Below are 14,694 nucleotides of genomic sequence, written 5' to 3'. Positions count from 1 at the left end.
ACTTTTAAAAAGCCCCCTATTCGGGGCTTTTTTTTAGGCTCTTTTACCCCTCTGAAGAGAGAGTGAGAACAGCAATTGATTCTAAGTGAGTTGTTTGAGGAAACATATCATAGAGGAAAAGATCTGTTAACTCATACTTGGCTAACCCTTTGATATCACGGGCAAGTGTTGAGGGCATGCAAGACATATACACAATCCGTTTAATGCCAGATTTCTGTAACTTCTCAATCACAGTAGGATGTACGCCTCCTCGCGGAGGATTTAAAATCACTGTATCTGGATGAAAATCTTTCAAGATTGTAGGGAGGAGTTTTTCTACAAATCCTGTATGAAACGGAATAGAAAGTCCGTAGTGCTCACTATTTTGTTTTGCGTAGTGAATAGCAAGAGAGCTCGATTCTACGCCAACTACTTGATGCCCTTTTTTTCCTAAGAGAGTAGAGAGGATGCCTGAGCCGCAGTAAAGATCAAGAATCTTATTTCCTTCTGCAAGAGAGGCTAGATGATGATAGAGCTTAGGGGCGAGGAGAGAATTGGCTTGCATGAAGCTATAAGGAGATACCATAAATTGATGTGCATCAATGGAGAGAGAAACCGAGGTGTCTCCCCATGTTTTTTTTCCTAAAGCAATCCCTTTCCATTTGTCTAATTGAGAGAGAGCCACTTTTTCAAAGGATGGAGGCTCTTTTTCAAATGTAAAAGCCAGTATAGCGCCTTCTTCTGTAGAGATGATTCTTAAAGAGCCCTCATAAGGCTCTAGGCGGTCTATAAACATTCTTACGAGATCAAAGGTTTCTTTATTTCCTTTGGCAAAAATAGGACACTCTTTCACAGAAATAAAGTCACTTTCTTGATAACCAGCTAGCAGCTTTCCATTAACAGGGCGTAATTTTAAGGTAATGTGTTTGCGGTAATTCCAAGGAGAGGGAGACGGTATGGTAGAGAGTTTAGGAATAGACCGTTTCGCAATTCTTTCAAGAGCATCTTGGACAAAGATGGCTTTATCGCGTAATTGAGCATCAGGGTGAAGGTGTTGGAACTGACATCCTCCGCACTTGGTAAAATGCGGGCATTTAGGCTCGACTCTATCTGGGCTATTTTGAATGAGAGAGAGGAGTTTTCCTCTTGCAAAGCTTTTTTTCTTTTCCGTCTCTTGATAGACAACAGTATCCCCAATTGCTGTATAGGGAACAAAGGTCACAAGACCGTTATTGCGGATGACGCCTTCTCCTCCAAAGGCCATCTTAGAGACAATTCCTTGTAGATTTTTCATAGAATTTTTGGGTTCATGGGTTTAAAATCCCGGATTTGGAGTTGAATACTGGATTTATTGAGAAAAGTGTTCACGTGAAGGCTAAAGGCTAAGTGAAGAGATAGCTGTTTTTTTAGGAGTTCAACCTTGCGATAAGCCATACCAAATCCAATTCCTTCAAGCATTCTCCCCTCTTGATCGATATAAAATTTGAGGTGAGATTTCCCCACAACTTTAGGAGGCCACACCTGTTTCACATCTGAGTAGAAGATGGGGACAGGGTTGTCATTACCAAAAGGCTCAAGAAGTGAAATCGATTCCATAAACTCAAACGAGAGATCAGAAAAGGAAATCGAAGAGTCAAGGATCAGTTTCGATCTGATGTCTTGCTCTTTTAAAACACTATCTGCACTTAAGATAAACCGTGTTTTAAACGCTTCAATGTTTTCTACAGCAATGGTCAGGCCTGCTGCATAGTCGTGACCTCCAAAATTCATTAAGAGATCTTTATTGGCTCTTAGAAGAGGAAGAAGAGGAAACTCAGGAATGGTTCTTAAAGACCCTTTTCCCACGTTTCCTTCAATGGCAATCACAACAACCGGGCGGTTATATTGTTTTGCAATCCTAGTAGCTAAAATGGGAATAATCCCTGGATGCCACTGATTAGAGGAGAGCACAATGGCTTTTTTGTGTAAAAATTGAGGATTTTCCAAAATCTTTGCATGGATATCATCAGAATTTTTCTTCTCCACCTGCCGTCTCTCTTGATTATGGAGATTCAGCTCTTTAGCTAGGGTTTCTGCAGTGAGGGGATCTTGACTGAGTAAAATCTTAACCCCTTTATTCGGATCTGCAATCCGCCCTAAGCTATTAATTCTTGGGGTGATTTTAGAGGCAACTTCTGATGAAGTGATATCAGGCAAATTGATATCTGAAAACTGACACAGCTTAACAAGACCAATCCGCTTTGTTTTTCTCAGCTGCTTAAGGCCATATCTCACAAAGATCCGGTTTTCTCCTGTGAGTGAGGCCATATCTGCAATGGTGCCAAGTGCAACAAGATCTAAAGACTCTTTTAAGTCGATTTTATCAGGATCAATTTTTCTCTCTTCAATCAAACGGTTAAAGATCGCATGAGCGAGTTTAAACGCAACACCCACTCCTGTAATCTCTCGGTTAGGGTACGTGCTTCCTTGAAGTTTGGGATTAAGCGTTGCAATGCAGTGAGCAATCCGTCCTGTAGGTTCATGGTGATCTGTCACAATGATATCAATATGGCGATGATAAGCTTCTCGCATTTCAGAGACGTCTGTAATCCCGCAATCCACTGTAATCATTAACGTACAGGCGTGCTTTGTGGCGTAAGAGAGCGCGTCAATAATGAGGTTATGATTGAGATGCGTGCGGTTAGGGATATAAGCAAATACGGTCACACCAAGAGATGTAAAAAATTCTGTTAAAAGGGTGGTCCCTGTGATGCCATCGACATCGTTATCTCCGTAAATGAGGATTTTCTCTTGATGCTCAAGTGCTCTTAAAATCCTATGAAGCGCTTTATCCATATCCGGGAAGAGATCAGGGTCATGCAGCTGAGGGAGCTTCGCATAGAGAAAATCGTGGATGGGTTCCATGGATCTAAATCCTCTAGAGACAAGTATTTGCGCTGCAATGGGATGGATATTAAACGCTTCGATGATTTCTTTAACGAGGGCAGGGTCATGCTTTGGGTAGACCCATAATGGAAGAGGAGGGGGAGGAGATCGCATGCTCATGAGTTAAAAGAAAGCCTTTATTTGTTCAAACGGTATTGATGAAACCATCCCATTAAAGGAGCTGCAACAAAGAGGGAAGAGAGAGTCCCAAAAACCACTCCAATCACCATCACTAACGCAAATCCAAACAGTGTACTTCCTCCTAAAAAGAGAAGAGGTAAAAGCACTAAGAGGGTAATCCCTGATGTCATTAATGTTCTGCTCAGTGTCACATTTAGCGCTTCATTAATAAGCTTATGAAAGTTTTGCCCTTTAGAGGCAAAAAAGTCTTCACGGATTCTATCAAACACAATAATTGTATCATTAAGGGAGTATCCAATGATAGTCATTAACGCAGCTACAGTGTGAAAATCAAGCTGCAAGGGAACTTTCATTTGATGTAAAATGGCCATTGAACTAAGACAAAAAATCACATCATAGATGAGGCAAAGTGTTGCAGATAGAGCATATTTCCACTCAAATCTCATTGTAATATACAGCAAAATGGCGAGAAAAGAGAGGCTCATTCCTAAAGCCGCTTGCATCTTCATCGTTTGAGACATTTGCCCGCTAATGGCTGTCCAGTTTTCCTCAAGATGCTCTAAAGAATGAGAAGATAGCGTCACTCCTGATGCCTCAAGAGACTCTACAATCCACACAATTTTTGCATTACTTTCAAAGAGAAGTCCGTTTGTATTTAAAGAGTCTGAAAGCGTGTTAAACGGCTTTCCTGGCTCATCTAAGCTTTTGCTAAAGAAAAGACGAAGTGAATGAGGCTCTTGAAGCTGTCTCACTTGAAATTCTTTTGCGCTGAGCCCGCTTTTTAAAAGCGCTTCTTCTACTTTTAGCTGAGTATTTTGACCCTGAGAGGGTGCAATATCAATGGTAAGAGCGTACCCTCCCTTAAAATCCATTCCTAATAGAGATTGCTCATGTTTGAAAAAGAGATACGACCCTAGGAGAATGACACAGGCAGAAATGCTTACAACAATTCGGGTGAATTTTAAGAAATTCCACTCTTTAGGTAAGATCAATGTGCGAAGATGAAGAGGGGCTCTTTGAGGGTTTTGAAACCAATAGGTAAAAAATACCCGGGTGAAAAAAAGAGAGGTGAAAAGAGAGGAGATAATACCTATGATAAGGGTAATGGCAAGCCCTTTCACAGGGCCTGCGTCAAATTGAAATAAGATGACAGCAGCAATGAGCATTGTCATATTAGAATCAATGATGGCAGAAAGAGCTTTTTGATACCCGAGCTGGATAGCTTTTAGAATGTGCCCCGTTTTCTCTTGTTCTTCTCGTATTCTTTCAAACACAAGGACACTAGCATCCACAGACATGGCAACTGTTAAGATCACACCCGCAATCCCTGAGAGAGTAAGAGTGGCTCCTATATTTTGAAGCGCTGCCCCAATAATCAGTAAATTAAAAATCACAGCAAAAGAGGCGATGACTCCTGCAAACCTATAGGTGATGATCATAGCGCTAGCTGCTAGCACAAGAGAGGTCATCATGCCTAAAATCGCGGTATTTCGCTCTTGTTTCCCCAGCTCTGGACTCACATTATTTTCCGATAAAATTTTGGGGGTAAAGCTTAAAGATCCAGCTTTTAGATCTAATTCTAACTGACGGATTTCTCTTTGTGTAAAGTTGCCTGTGAGAGAAGCGCTTTCTTTAATGGGAGAAGAAAGGGACGGCTCTGCGATAACGTGGCCATTTAAAATAACAGCCATTTTCCACCCTCTTCCATTTGACTCCTTTTCAAGCGGTGTCCCTTTGATCTTCTCTTCACAAAAAGCTGACGACCAGGTGTAGAGATCTTCTTGAGGAGAAAAGAGTGTCTTATCGTTAGATAAGGCCGTTTTTTTCACTGTAAAAGAGAGTATATTTCCTTTAGAGGCGTCGTAACTTGCCTCAATATGGTCTAAATGCGCCCCTTCTAGGGCGTAATGCGCAAAAACAAGAGTTAAAGGGTGCGCTTTATACGCAGCCTCTTTAAAGAGGGCAATTTTTGATAAGGAAGTGTCAAACAAAGAACTAGACTCTTCTTCAAAAGGGTGCGCAAGCCGGAGCCCTGCATCATAAAGGGTTTGAGATGCCTCTGTTCTTAAGAAAGGAATCTCTTCTTGCTTTCCATGTAGACGGTTCCAGGCAATGAGCTGAATATCAGAGAGCTCTTTTTTACCTGCTGTCATCGCCTCTTGCCACACCTCTTTTAAAAAGGTATCACTTGTTTGCTTAAGCAAGGGGTTTGTCATGAATTTTTCATTGACAATATGAAAAAACATCGAAGAGGCTCTGACTAACTCTTTAGGAGAGAGCGCGTGTGATCCTGGAAAATCAAGAGCTAAATGCTTTCCTTCTTGACGAATGCTCACTTCAGAGATGCCCATTTTATTCACTCTGCTATAGAGTTCATGCATCCCTTGCTTTAAGCTCTCTTCATTGGCGACCTGTTTTCCATGACGATCTTGGAGCTCAATTTGCAGAGTTTTTCCTCCTGAAAGATCTAGGCCCCATTGAAGGATTTTCCTATTATCTCCTCGGAAATATTTGATAAAACTGAGTTTTAAATTACTTAAAAAAGCGCTTTGGGTAGGTTTAGGAATCGCAAAGGGAGATATATTTTTTACGCCGGCACTAGCTGCATGGTAGTCATCTTTCCACTTGAGTAACTCTTCATGAATTTGATCATCAATCCGGTTTTCTGTGAGGATTCTTTGCTCAATATTTGAAAATTCTAATACGGCATACCGTTTAGATCCTTGCACATGCCACTCTTCTCTTGTTGCTTGCAAAAGATCAAAAGAGGCTATATCCGATTTAAAGACGACAGATTCTTCATCTACAGAGTAGAGGGTAAATCCTTGTTGTTTTAAAAGATGCTGAAGAGCTTGTAAATCGTGAGACAGCTCTTGCTGCAAGAGGCTATTTTCACTCTTTTCTCCTTGCTTTAAGATGATATTGAGTCCCTTAGCATGGATGTAAAGGGGTTGATAACTATTTGTCCGGGCGTTAAATGTAGGAGGTGATATGAAGAGTCCCCATGTTTTTTCTGACGAGGAAGTAGATTCTTTAATAGGGAAAACATCTCGCTTAAGATCAGGATGTGTGGGAGTCCAATAGCTCTCTAAAGTGGACTTAATACTCTCAGAGGCAGCTTGACCGATCAGCTCTAAATCCATTAAAAGAAACGCGTTAGCATGACTTAAGTGATCAAGAGGAATACGGTAGGATCCTAGAAGAGGTTCTAGCGCCTCTTCTGCAGCTTGAGCGCACAGAAAGAGGTTATCACTGATGATCTGAAGGAGGCCCTCTTTAGCAACCAGGGGACTACACTCTTCTACCTTGATGATATCTGCATAAAGATTGAGCTCAAACTGTAGAGACTCCCCGTTCACAGTCACACTTTCAATAAACGGATGGCACCCTTTAAGAGAAAAAGTTTGATGAACTACTGTGCTAAGATTTTGAAGCGGGGCTTGAATAGATTCACTATTTAAAGGATTTTTTCCTGCCGCAAATTCATCTTTGTATTTTCGAATGAGCGCTGTGATCTCTAAGACCGTATTTTCTTGCTGCAAAAGCTCTTGAATAGTTTGCTCTTTTGCTTCTTGAGAAACACCTTCTTGATTTTCGCTTCTAAGCTCAATCCGCTGTAGACGCATTCCTTCTTTAATCTTATCAAAGGCAAAGAGCCACTTTGTCACAAACTCTTTTCCTCTTAAGGAAGGGTTTTGAGAAAAGGAGGCAAAGTACCGTTTACGCAAAGAGGGGTGCTTTTCAAGAAGTTTTGCACTCTCTAACAGCTTTTTTCCTATTGCCATTAAGGTGTCTTGATGAGAGGCATCTTGTAGCTTCAAGGAAGATTGGATGAGTAAAGAAGATGAGGATGCTCCTCCTAATGAGAGCATCACTGTTTTTAAACGGTCATGGATGAGATCTTGATAAAGCGGTGTAAAGGTCCCATCCTCTTCTTTGATCTTTCCATAGGTGAAATAGCTTTGAATGTTTTTTAGGTTAAAGTGAATTGGGATTTTTCTTTGCAGCGTCACACTTTTACTTGTAAAATCAAGATCACAAATCTCTAGTTTTGAAGGGGCAAAATGGCGATAGCTTTGAGATTGCGTAAATAAATACCGAAACCGCTTAGCCTCTTCTAGGTGATGAAACTTGATCGTTAATAGCTGACAATTGGTAGGATCTATTTCAATGGATAAGGGGCTCACATCAATCAGCTTTGCAAAAGACAGAGTAAAATCTATCGCCTCTTGTTCGAGTTGATTTACCCGAAGAGCAATTTGCTTAGCAATCTGATACCCTTCTTTTTCTTGAATGGGATCTTTAAGAGGTTTTGTATAAAAGAAAAGGGTGGGCAGGATGTTATAAAGGGTGAGAGTAAAAACAGATATAATTAAAAAGAAATGCCATCGTTTAGGTTTTTCCATCACGCTTACCTTATGTGCCGAATTTAGAGTTGTCTTGGAATGAAGGTCAATGCTTTAAGATACCTGCCCTTTTCTCAAAATTCAATGGAAAATCGTTAGAAGCTATCATGAGAGGGAGATAAAGATGAGCTTAAGCTTTCTTTTTTTGCTCTCTCCGCATATGATTTCTCTTCTTGGCTTGAAAGTTTTATCACGCTATTTTCAACTGTAAAAAGAGGGGTAGATCTTTAGTTTTTGTGGTAAATGAATTTAACTTAAAAAATTTAAAGCGCCTATATTTAAGATCAGCTATTGCTGATGACAGAAAGAGATCAATGGAGACTAAAATTGGAAAGAGAACCTGCACATCCTCATCAAGAGATGCAAAAAGCTCTGCTTCCTCACCATGTTGCTATCATCATGGATGGCAATAGAAGATGGGCAAAACAAAGAGGGCTTCCTTCTCTAGTGGGGCATTGGCAAGGAGCGCAAGCGCTTTTCCGTACAGTTCAGTCAGCCATCCATCTAGGAGTCAAGGTTTTAACAGTTTATACGTTTTCTACAGAAAATTGGAGCAGGTCACTAGAAGAAATTCAAATCATCATGACACTTCTTAGAATTCATTTAAATAGCCGCAAAGCTCAGATGATTAAAGAAGGGGTAAGAGTTAAAACAATTGGGGATTTAAGCCGCCTTCCCGTAAAACTCATCACCTGTTTAGAAGAGATTACAAAGTCAACTTCTCAAGGGAAAAATATTGATCTTGTTCTTGCGATCAATTACGGGGCAAGAGACGATATGAGACGGGCTTTCATGCAGATGATGGAAGATCATGAAAAAGGGCATTTAAAAAAAGAAGAAATTACAGAGACGTTAATTGGGAGGTATTTAGATACCGCTTCTTGGAAAGATCCCGATTTAATCATTCGGACAAGCGGAGAGCACCGGCTCAGTAATTTTCTTTTATGGCAGAGTTCTTATTCAGAATTGTATATAACAAATACATTATGGCCAGATTTTGATGAAGGCCATCTTAAGGAAGCAATCACTGAATTTCAAAAACGAAACAGGCGTATCGGATGTTAAAGAGTAAGAGTGAATTTTTAAACCGGCTAGTTTTTACAGGCATGGCAGTTGCCGTGATGACATTTCTTTTCTTCTTTGCCTATAACCCGTGGATTCATGCGCTCCTTGTGATTTTGACGATGGTGTTATCAGGAATTGGAGTGTGGGAATATGGAAAATTAGCAAGTGCTAAAGGGATTCCTGTGGATCAAAGGCGTATGGTTATTGTGACGATGCTAGGAACCTTTGCCCTTTATGCTGCATTTGTCTATCCGCATAAAGCGCCTTTAATTTTTCCCCTGATCATTTTAGGACTCATCTCTCTTTTTATCGCAAGGTTTCATGCGTGTAAAAATGCCATTCTCTCTGTTGCAGCGGAGTTTTTTGGGGTGTGTTATTTGTCATTTCCTCTTAGCATGCTCTTAGCCATTTTATACGCTCCATCTCTTGGAAAAGGGGGGAGATTTTGGCTCATTTATCTCATTGCAGTGACTAAAGTGAGTGATATCGGAGGGTACTTTGTGGGTAAATTATGGGGCAAACGCCCTCTTGCCCTAGAGCTCAGCCCTAAAAAGACCATCGAAGGAGCTATTGGCGGATTTTGCTTTGCGGTTAGCTTAAGTGTCTTCTTCTCAGTCATAGGGAGCCAGCATGGACTCTCTTTAGCGCAATCTGTTTGGCTAGGGATTTTGATTGGTATTTTGGCACAGGTGGGAGATTTAGCTGAGTCGCTTCTGAAAAGAGATGCCATGGTTAAAGACAGTAACAAAATACCCGGAGTTGGAGGAGTGCTCGATCTTGTTGATTCTCTTTTACTCACCTCTCCTATGGTTTATTTTTTCATTCAATTTTAAGGAATATGTTACGTGATTATTACCATTGACGGGCCAGCTGGAACTGGAAAAACAACCATTGCAAAGCGGGTGGCAAAAGAGCTTTTTCTCCCCTATTTTGATACAGGAGCGATGTATAGAGCCGTCACATATTTTTTTCTGGATAAACCTATTTCTCTAGAGGATAGTGAGTCTATTCATTACTACCTTAAGCAGTTTCATTTTACCCTAGAGTGGGTAGGAGAAGAGGCGCTTTATGTGGTTAATGATCAAGATGTGACAGAACAGATTCGGTCTCAAGAAGTCACTGAGAAAGTCTCTCTCATCTCTGCCATACCTGCGGTAAGACATCTATTATGGGATATGCAAAGAGCTTGGGCAGAGAGTCAGGGAGGCGTTTTTGAAGGAAGGGATATGGGATCTGTCGTCTTTCCTCATGCAGATTTTAAGTTTTTCTTAACAGCTGCTCCTGAAATCCGGGCACGGAGACGGTGGATGGAGCTTCAAGATAAAAAGATAGAGTCTAGGTGTTCTTATTTAGAGATTTTAGAGCAAATTAACCAAAGAGACTTGCTGGATTCTTCAAGAAAGCTTGCCCCTTTACAAAAGCCTCTAAAGAGTGAAGAGATTGATACTTCCCACCTTACCCTTGAAGAAGTGGTGCGCCGTATTGTCACCTATTGTCAGCAAGGAGAAACTCGTTGATTTCTAAAACTACAAAAGGGTCATTTCTCTACCGCTTTATTCTCTTTTTTACTAGGGTATTTTTTCATCTCTTTTACCACATCAAGGTAAGCGGGTTAGAACATTTTTATCCTCATGGCGCTATTTTAGCTCCCAATCACACCTCTTTTTTTGATCCTCCCCTTGTTGCGACCAGTTGGCTCCAACCTGTGCACTTTTTAGCTAAAGCATCTCTTTTTAAAAATAAGATCTTTGGATCTTTGATTAGAAATTTAAATGCCCATCCTGTCGTGACTCATAAAGGGCATGCTGAAGTGTTAAAACAGACATGCGCTCTTTTAGAAAGGGGTCATCAGATCATGATTTTCCCCGAAGGGACAAGATCACCTTCAGGAGAGCTTCAGCTGTTTAAACAGGGACCTGCCTACTTAGCGTATAAGTCTCAAACAGCGATTATTCCGGTGTACATTCAAGGGGCTTATGAGGTGTGGAGTCGGAAGAGAAAATTTCCTAAACTTGGAGGTAAGCTACATGTTGTGTTTGGATCTCCTATTTTAGCTAACGCCTTTTTGCAAGAAGATGCCAAAAAAGGGCAAGAAAAGCTCACACTATGCTTACGAGAGTCAGTTGAGGCTTTAAAAGAGTGGGTGGAAAAAGGGGGAGAGGGAATCCCTCCCTAAAGAACAATGCGGCCAAGATGACTCGAACATCCACCAAGTTGCCTTGACTAGAACCTGAATCTAGCGCGTCTGCCAATTCCGCCATGGCCGCATGATCTTAAGCATTATACCTTCTTCTTGCATTTTCTGAGAATGGATTCTATAATAAAGCTTTAGGAGTCTATATGAGCCATTTAAAAGTAATTTCTGAAAGCGAGTTTTTAGCAGAGATAGAGAGCGGAGTTGTCTTAGTGGATTTTTACGCAGATTGGTGTGGTCCCTGTAGAGCACTTATCCCTCATCTTCAAACTGTTGCAAAAGAAGTAGAGCATCAAGCATCGATTGTTCAAATCAATGTTGATCATGCCCAAAGAGTGTCTGAGCAGTATCAAATCACCTCCATTCCTGCGTTAATTTTATTTAAAGAAGGGAAAGAAGTGGGCCGTATTGTAGGGTTAAGAGATGCAAAAGCGATTAAAGAGTTTGTTCTATCCGCTATTTCTTAAGGAAACTTCAAAGACTAAGATCTTTTTAAAGGGAGGATTCTCCTCCCATCTTACCCCGGTTTTCTAGGGAGGGCATCATCATCTATGATCCCCAATATTATATAAAAATGAGACAATGAAGAAGGTTATTTCATCTTGAGATCATCACGGATATCTACTGATATGAAGATTCTTCGGTCACAATTTTTGAAAAATAACTAGAGATACTTAAAGCCGTTTATAAGAGAGATCAATAGGGATTAACGAGCTAGAGCTTAAGAAAAAAAATTTGCTATACAGTCTTTTAGCATAGGAAATCCCAAGGGAAAAATTCTAAGACTCTGCTTCTAGATGTCCCCATTTAAAATCCATCACCGTATGATTGATCTTAAACTTGAAGTTCTTTTTTCTAACGGATTGATAATACGTTTTAAATAGAGGGAGGATAAAGCTTTCCCGGATAAACTCTTCTTCAATACTTTTGAGATATTTTTTCTGCGTTTCAGGGTCTGTTTCTCTTTGCGCTAACCTGATGAGTTCGATGGTATTAGGATCTAAGCAGTGCGTAAAGCTATAAGAGCTTTCACTACTTAAAAAGCAGTTTAACGTGTAGAAAGGATCGTTAACCCAAGGTTGCCAACGAACTAAGCTGACATGAAACTGTTTAGCCCCTAAGTTATTAATGAACTCTTTAAATTCAAGTCCTTGAATGCGGCAATTGGCTTTAAGAACAGATTGCCAAGAGCTGCAAACAGCTTCTGCAGAACGTTTTCCAATGAACCCTGTAAAATTGATTTCAATGAGAGGGAGATTATGTTCAGAAAACCCTGTCTCGATGAGTCCCTCTTTCCATAACGCCTGCGCCTCTTCTACAGAAAAAGGGTAAGGGTTTTCAGTGATTTGACTGTGCATAGGAGGGAGGAAGGAAAATGCTGGGTCATTTGGGTAGTTGATGGAGGTAAGAAGCGCTTCTCGGTCAATGGCTACACTTAAAGCCCTTCTAATTTTGGCATTACAAAGAAGCGGGTGACTGGTTTCACACACAGCCCAGAAAATCCCGTTATCCGGGTGGTTCATAACCACATCCGTTGTATTTTGCTTAATTTGAGGATCCCACGCTCCAAGAGGCGCTCCTAACCAATGAATTTGGTTATTGAGGAACAGTTCAAGACTTTGCGAGTGGTGACTGCGTGTCACCATGACCCTATCAAGGGTGATGCGATTTTTTTCCCAATAGAGCGGGCTTTTAACGAAAATATAGCTGTTATCATTATTATTTTTTTCAATTTTAAAAGCTCCGTTACACACATAACGTCCATTTTCTTCAAAAGGCCAATTGGGAATATTGGTGTCATGGAGTATGTGAATCGGGGAGAAAATAGGAAGAGAGAGCATTTCCAGAAAATGCGGAGAAATGGAGGTGAGCTCAACTTTCAGAAGGTGGTCATTGACACTATGAATCCCGACAGATTGCATAGGGACAAGTTGCTTTTTGGCTTTTTCAGCATTTTTAATGCAGAAAAAGAGGTAGCTATAAGGAGAATGGAAGTCAGGAGATAATATTTTTTTCCATGCATATTCAAAGTCGTGACTAGTTAAAGGATCTCCATTAGACCAAAAGGAGGGTTTCAGGTGGAAGAAGTAGGTTTTTAAATCTTCAGACTGTTCAATATGATGCGCAATCGCAAGTTCTAATTGCCCTGTTGGACCGATCCGTGTTAACCCTTCAAAGAGAAGCTTTAAGAAAATGGAAGACACGGCATCACCCCCAATCCGAGGATCTAGAGAGTGGATAGACGTTGTTAAACTTAAGCGAAGGGTTTTGAGCTTTTTGGCTTCATCAGACCAGTAAGAGAGGAGTTTACTTAACGCCTCTACAAACTTATCGCAAAATTTTTGATCCTCAAGTGTCACGAGATAGCCAAAAATATAGGCGTCTTTAGTGCTAAAGGAGAAAACCGATTGAATATGTTCGGGAAAATCCGCAGACGCTAGATGGTCTTTAGCTTTGTCATAAAGAGGGCCAAAGGGAATTTTTAAAATAGCAATTAAAAAGGGAGGCTTAGAACTGGAGATGAGGTGGTAGTCGTAGATCCCATTTAAAGAGAGATTCGAAATTTGAATGGTTAAATCAATGAGAGTTTGAAGAGTTGTCTTGGGTAATATCGTCTGCATTTCAATCGGAGAAATCGAGTAAAAGATGTTTTCCACCTGTTCAGAGGAGATATGAGGAAAGTTTGTTCTAAGAGAAGAGAGAACCTCTTCTTGTTTAATGAGAATGCCTCCATTAAAATCTCTATATTCCCCAATTTTTGACTTTAGAAAAGCTGCAATTTTTTGTCTTGCTGCAAAGAAATTTAATGAGCCGTCACTGCGTAAAACCGTGGTATCAGGAATGAGAAGGACACGGAATAAATAGGCAACAATCGGTTCATGATCTTGGAGATACCGAACCAGCTGTTTCCGTTCTAAAATCCATTTGCAACTTGTATTAGAAAGCGTTAAGTTTTCTAAGGAAATCGATTTATGATCTTCAGCTCTTACCCCAATCACTGTAAACGTAATTTCCTCAGAGGTTTGCGTCTCAAAGCTAATCATGATTTGAGGAAGATCAGAACATTTATCAATTTCTTGGCTTAACGTTAAAATATTACGAAGAGCTTCTTCTTGATTTCGCACTTTAAACACGTAAGGAACAAGTTTTTCTACCCGTTCAAGACATTCATTTCCTAAATATTTTTTCAGGAGGGTGATCTCGGATGTGGAAAAAGGGGTATTACCCGGTTTTTCAAATTCGGCATAAAACGTTCGGATGGTGTCGTAGTGGCTTTGAAATTTATATAAAGACCCTTTCACCATATGGAGCTTAGGAAGAAGTTGCTCGACAGCTTTTTGAAAAATGTCTTCATCAAAAAGCTCATACCGGTTAGGAAGAGCAATTTGCACTAAGATTCCAATGATTTTTTTAGAGATAAAAGGGTACTGAAGCTCTAAAGGAAGGATGCGAAATTCAACAGCTTTATTTTTAGGAGAAAGCGCGTAGGTGCTGAGGAGCTTTTTCTTTTGTAGATGTTGAGAAAGAAGGAGTCTTAAAAGATGAGAAGGGGATCTTTTTTGAACAAAATCTGTATCAAAATACGCAATGAGCCTGTCGCGATCTTTCAAAATAGACGGTTCAACAAATTGAGGAAATCGCTCAATTAGGTGAGAGAGTCTGTGATCTAGATAGGTTAACTTGCTTTGATTCATATAGGTAATGGCTCACAACATAAAAGAGTTGCTATTTAAGGTAAAGAAGCTTTATTTGTGAGGGCTTTTTACAGGTGGGTTTTTTCATAGAAAGAGGGCATGATGACCGGCTTCTTTTTTTAAAAAACCGCCAAATTATCCATAATTTTTCATCTGATTTTCAGAAAAAAGTCCTTTTTTAAGGTTAAAAAACAGAAATTAAACATGCATAAAAGCTGTATTTTCTATAGATAATTGCGGTTTTTTTTTACGAAAAGGTTGCCAAAATATTGACGGTAGGGATAATATC

Annotated in this window: 9 protein-coding genes and 1 tRNA gene; 5 read left to right on the top strand and 5 right to left on the bottom strand. The window is 40.2% G+C overall.

Annotation, left to right across the window (positions count from 1 at the left end):
• Positions 1-43 precede the first annotated feature (43 nt).
• From ACI7T6_RS05855 to secD, 3 genes are read right to left on the bottom strand one after another with little or no spacing between them, the layout of a single operon-like run.
• The gene (locus ACI7T6_RS05855) at positions 44-1,273 is read right to left on the bottom strand and encodes a class I SAM-dependent RNA methyltransferase (RefSeq protein WP_404665443.1); all 1,230 of its coding nucleotides are present in this window, start codon (positions 1,271-1,273) and stop codon (positions 44-46) included.
• Positions 1,270-3,018 carry a single-stranded-DNA-specific exonuclease RecJ gene (gene recJ, locus ACI7T6_RS05850; RefSeq protein ID WP_404665442.1) on the bottom strand — a complete coding sequence of 583 codons (1,749 nt, stop codon included), beginning with the start codon at positions 3,016-3,018 and terminating at the stop codon, positions 1,270-1,272. The genes ACI7T6_RS05855 and recJ overlap by 4 nt, the downstream gene beginning before the upstream one ends.
• Before the next feature lie 23 nt (positions 3,019-3,041).
• Positions 3,042-7,451 carry a protein translocase subunit SecD gene (secD, locus tag ACI7T6_RS05845; RefSeq protein WP_404665441.1) on the bottom strand — a complete coding sequence of 1,470 codons (4,410 nt, stop codon included), beginning with the start codon at positions 7,449-7,451 and terminating at the stop codon, positions 3,042-3,044.
• A gap of 327 nt (positions 7,452-7,778) precedes the next feature.
• Here secD and uppS point away from each other — a divergent pair, with 327 nt between their 5' ends.
• From uppS to ACI7T6_RS05825, 4 genes are read left to right on the top strand one after another with little or no spacing between them, the layout of a single operon-like run.
• Entirely contained in the window at positions 7,779-8,516 is a 738-nt protein-coding gene (gene uppS, locus ACI7T6_RS05840; protein WP_404665440.1) for a polyprenyl diphosphate synthase, read from the top strand.
• A complete protein-coding gene (locus ACI7T6_RS05835) occupies positions 8,510-9,349 on the top strand; it encodes a phosphatidate cytidylyltransferase (protein ID WP_404665439.1) in 840 nt (279 codons plus the stop codon). The genes uppS and ACI7T6_RS05835 overlap by 7 nt, the downstream gene beginning before the upstream one ends.
• A gap of 12 nt (positions 9,350-9,361) precedes the next feature.
• On the top strand, positions 9,362-10,033 hold the full coding sequence (cmk, locus tag ACI7T6_RS05830; protein WP_404665438.1) for a (d)CMP kinase: 672 nt from the start codon (positions 9,362-9,364) through the stop codon (positions 10,031-10,033).
• Positions 10,030-10,692 (top strand): lysophospholipid acyltransferase family protein, encoded by a 663-nt coding sequence (locus tag ACI7T6_RS05825; protein WP_404665437.1) that lies wholly within the window; start codon positions 10,030-10,032, stop codon positions 10,690-10,692. The genes cmk and ACI7T6_RS05825 overlap by 4 nt, the downstream gene beginning before the upstream one ends.
• A 7-nt stretch (positions 10,693-10,699) precedes the next feature.
• On the opposite strand, the gene ACI7T6_RS05820 is transcribed toward ACI7T6_RS05825, so the two are convergent.
• A tRNA-Leu gene (locus tag ACI7T6_RS05820) sits at positions 10,700-10,783 on the bottom strand.
• Between the two features lie 73 nt (positions 10,784-10,856).
• Here ACI7T6_RS05820 and trxA point away from each other — a divergent pair.
• The gene (gene trxA / locus ACI7T6_RS05815; RefSeq protein WP_404665436.1) at positions 10,857-11,177 is read left to right on the top strand and encodes a thioredoxin; all 321 of its coding nucleotides are present in this window, start codon (positions 10,857-10,859) and stop codon (positions 11,175-11,177) included.
• A gap of 312 nt (positions 11,178-11,489) precedes the next feature.
• Here trxA and ACI7T6_RS05810 read toward each other — a convergent pair whose 3' ends face one another.
• Positions 11,490-14,405 (bottom strand): peptide ABC transporter substrate-binding protein, encoded by a 2,916-nt coding sequence (locus tag ACI7T6_RS05810; RefSeq protein WP_404665435.1) that lies wholly within the window; start codon positions 14,403-14,405, stop codon positions 11,490-11,492.
• Between the last annotated feature and the right edge of the window lie 289 nt (positions 14,406-14,694).

It is taken from the genome of Rhabdochlamydiaceae symbiont of Dictyostelium giganteum, assembly GCF_964291045.1.
Lineage (GTDB): Bacteria > Chlamydiota > Chlamydiia > Chlamydiales > Rhabdochlamydiaceae > PALSA-1444.
Note: the sequence above shows the minus strand (reverse complement) of the source record. Positions and strands in the feature narration are given on the sequence as shown.

Excerpts from the sequence above, each read along its gene's own strand:
- ACI7T6_RS05855 (WP_404665443.1), bottom strand. The coding sequence starts at position 1,273 with ATGAAAAATCTACAAGGAATTGTCTCTAAGATGGCCTTTGGAGGAGAA.
- recJ (WP_404665442.1), bottom strand. The coding sequence starts at position 3,018 with ATGCGATCTCCTCCCCCTCCTCTTCCATTATGGGTCTACCCAAAGCAT.
- secD (WP_404665441.1), bottom strand. The coding sequence starts at position 7,451 with ATGGAAAAACCTAAACGATGGCATTTCTTTTTAATTATATCTGTTTTT.
- ACI7T6_RS05835 (WP_404665439.1), top strand. The coding sequence starts at position 8,510 with ATGTTAAAGAGTAAGAGTGAATTTTTAAACCGGCTAGTTTTTACAGGC.
- trxA (WP_404665436.1), top strand. The coding sequence starts at position 10,857 with ATGAGCCATTTAAAAGTAATTTCTGAAAGCGAGTTTTTAGCAGAGATA.
- ACI7T6_RS05810 (WP_404665435.1), bottom strand. The coding sequence starts at position 14,405 with ATGAATCAAAGCAAGTTAACCTATCTAGATCACAGACTCTCTCACCTA.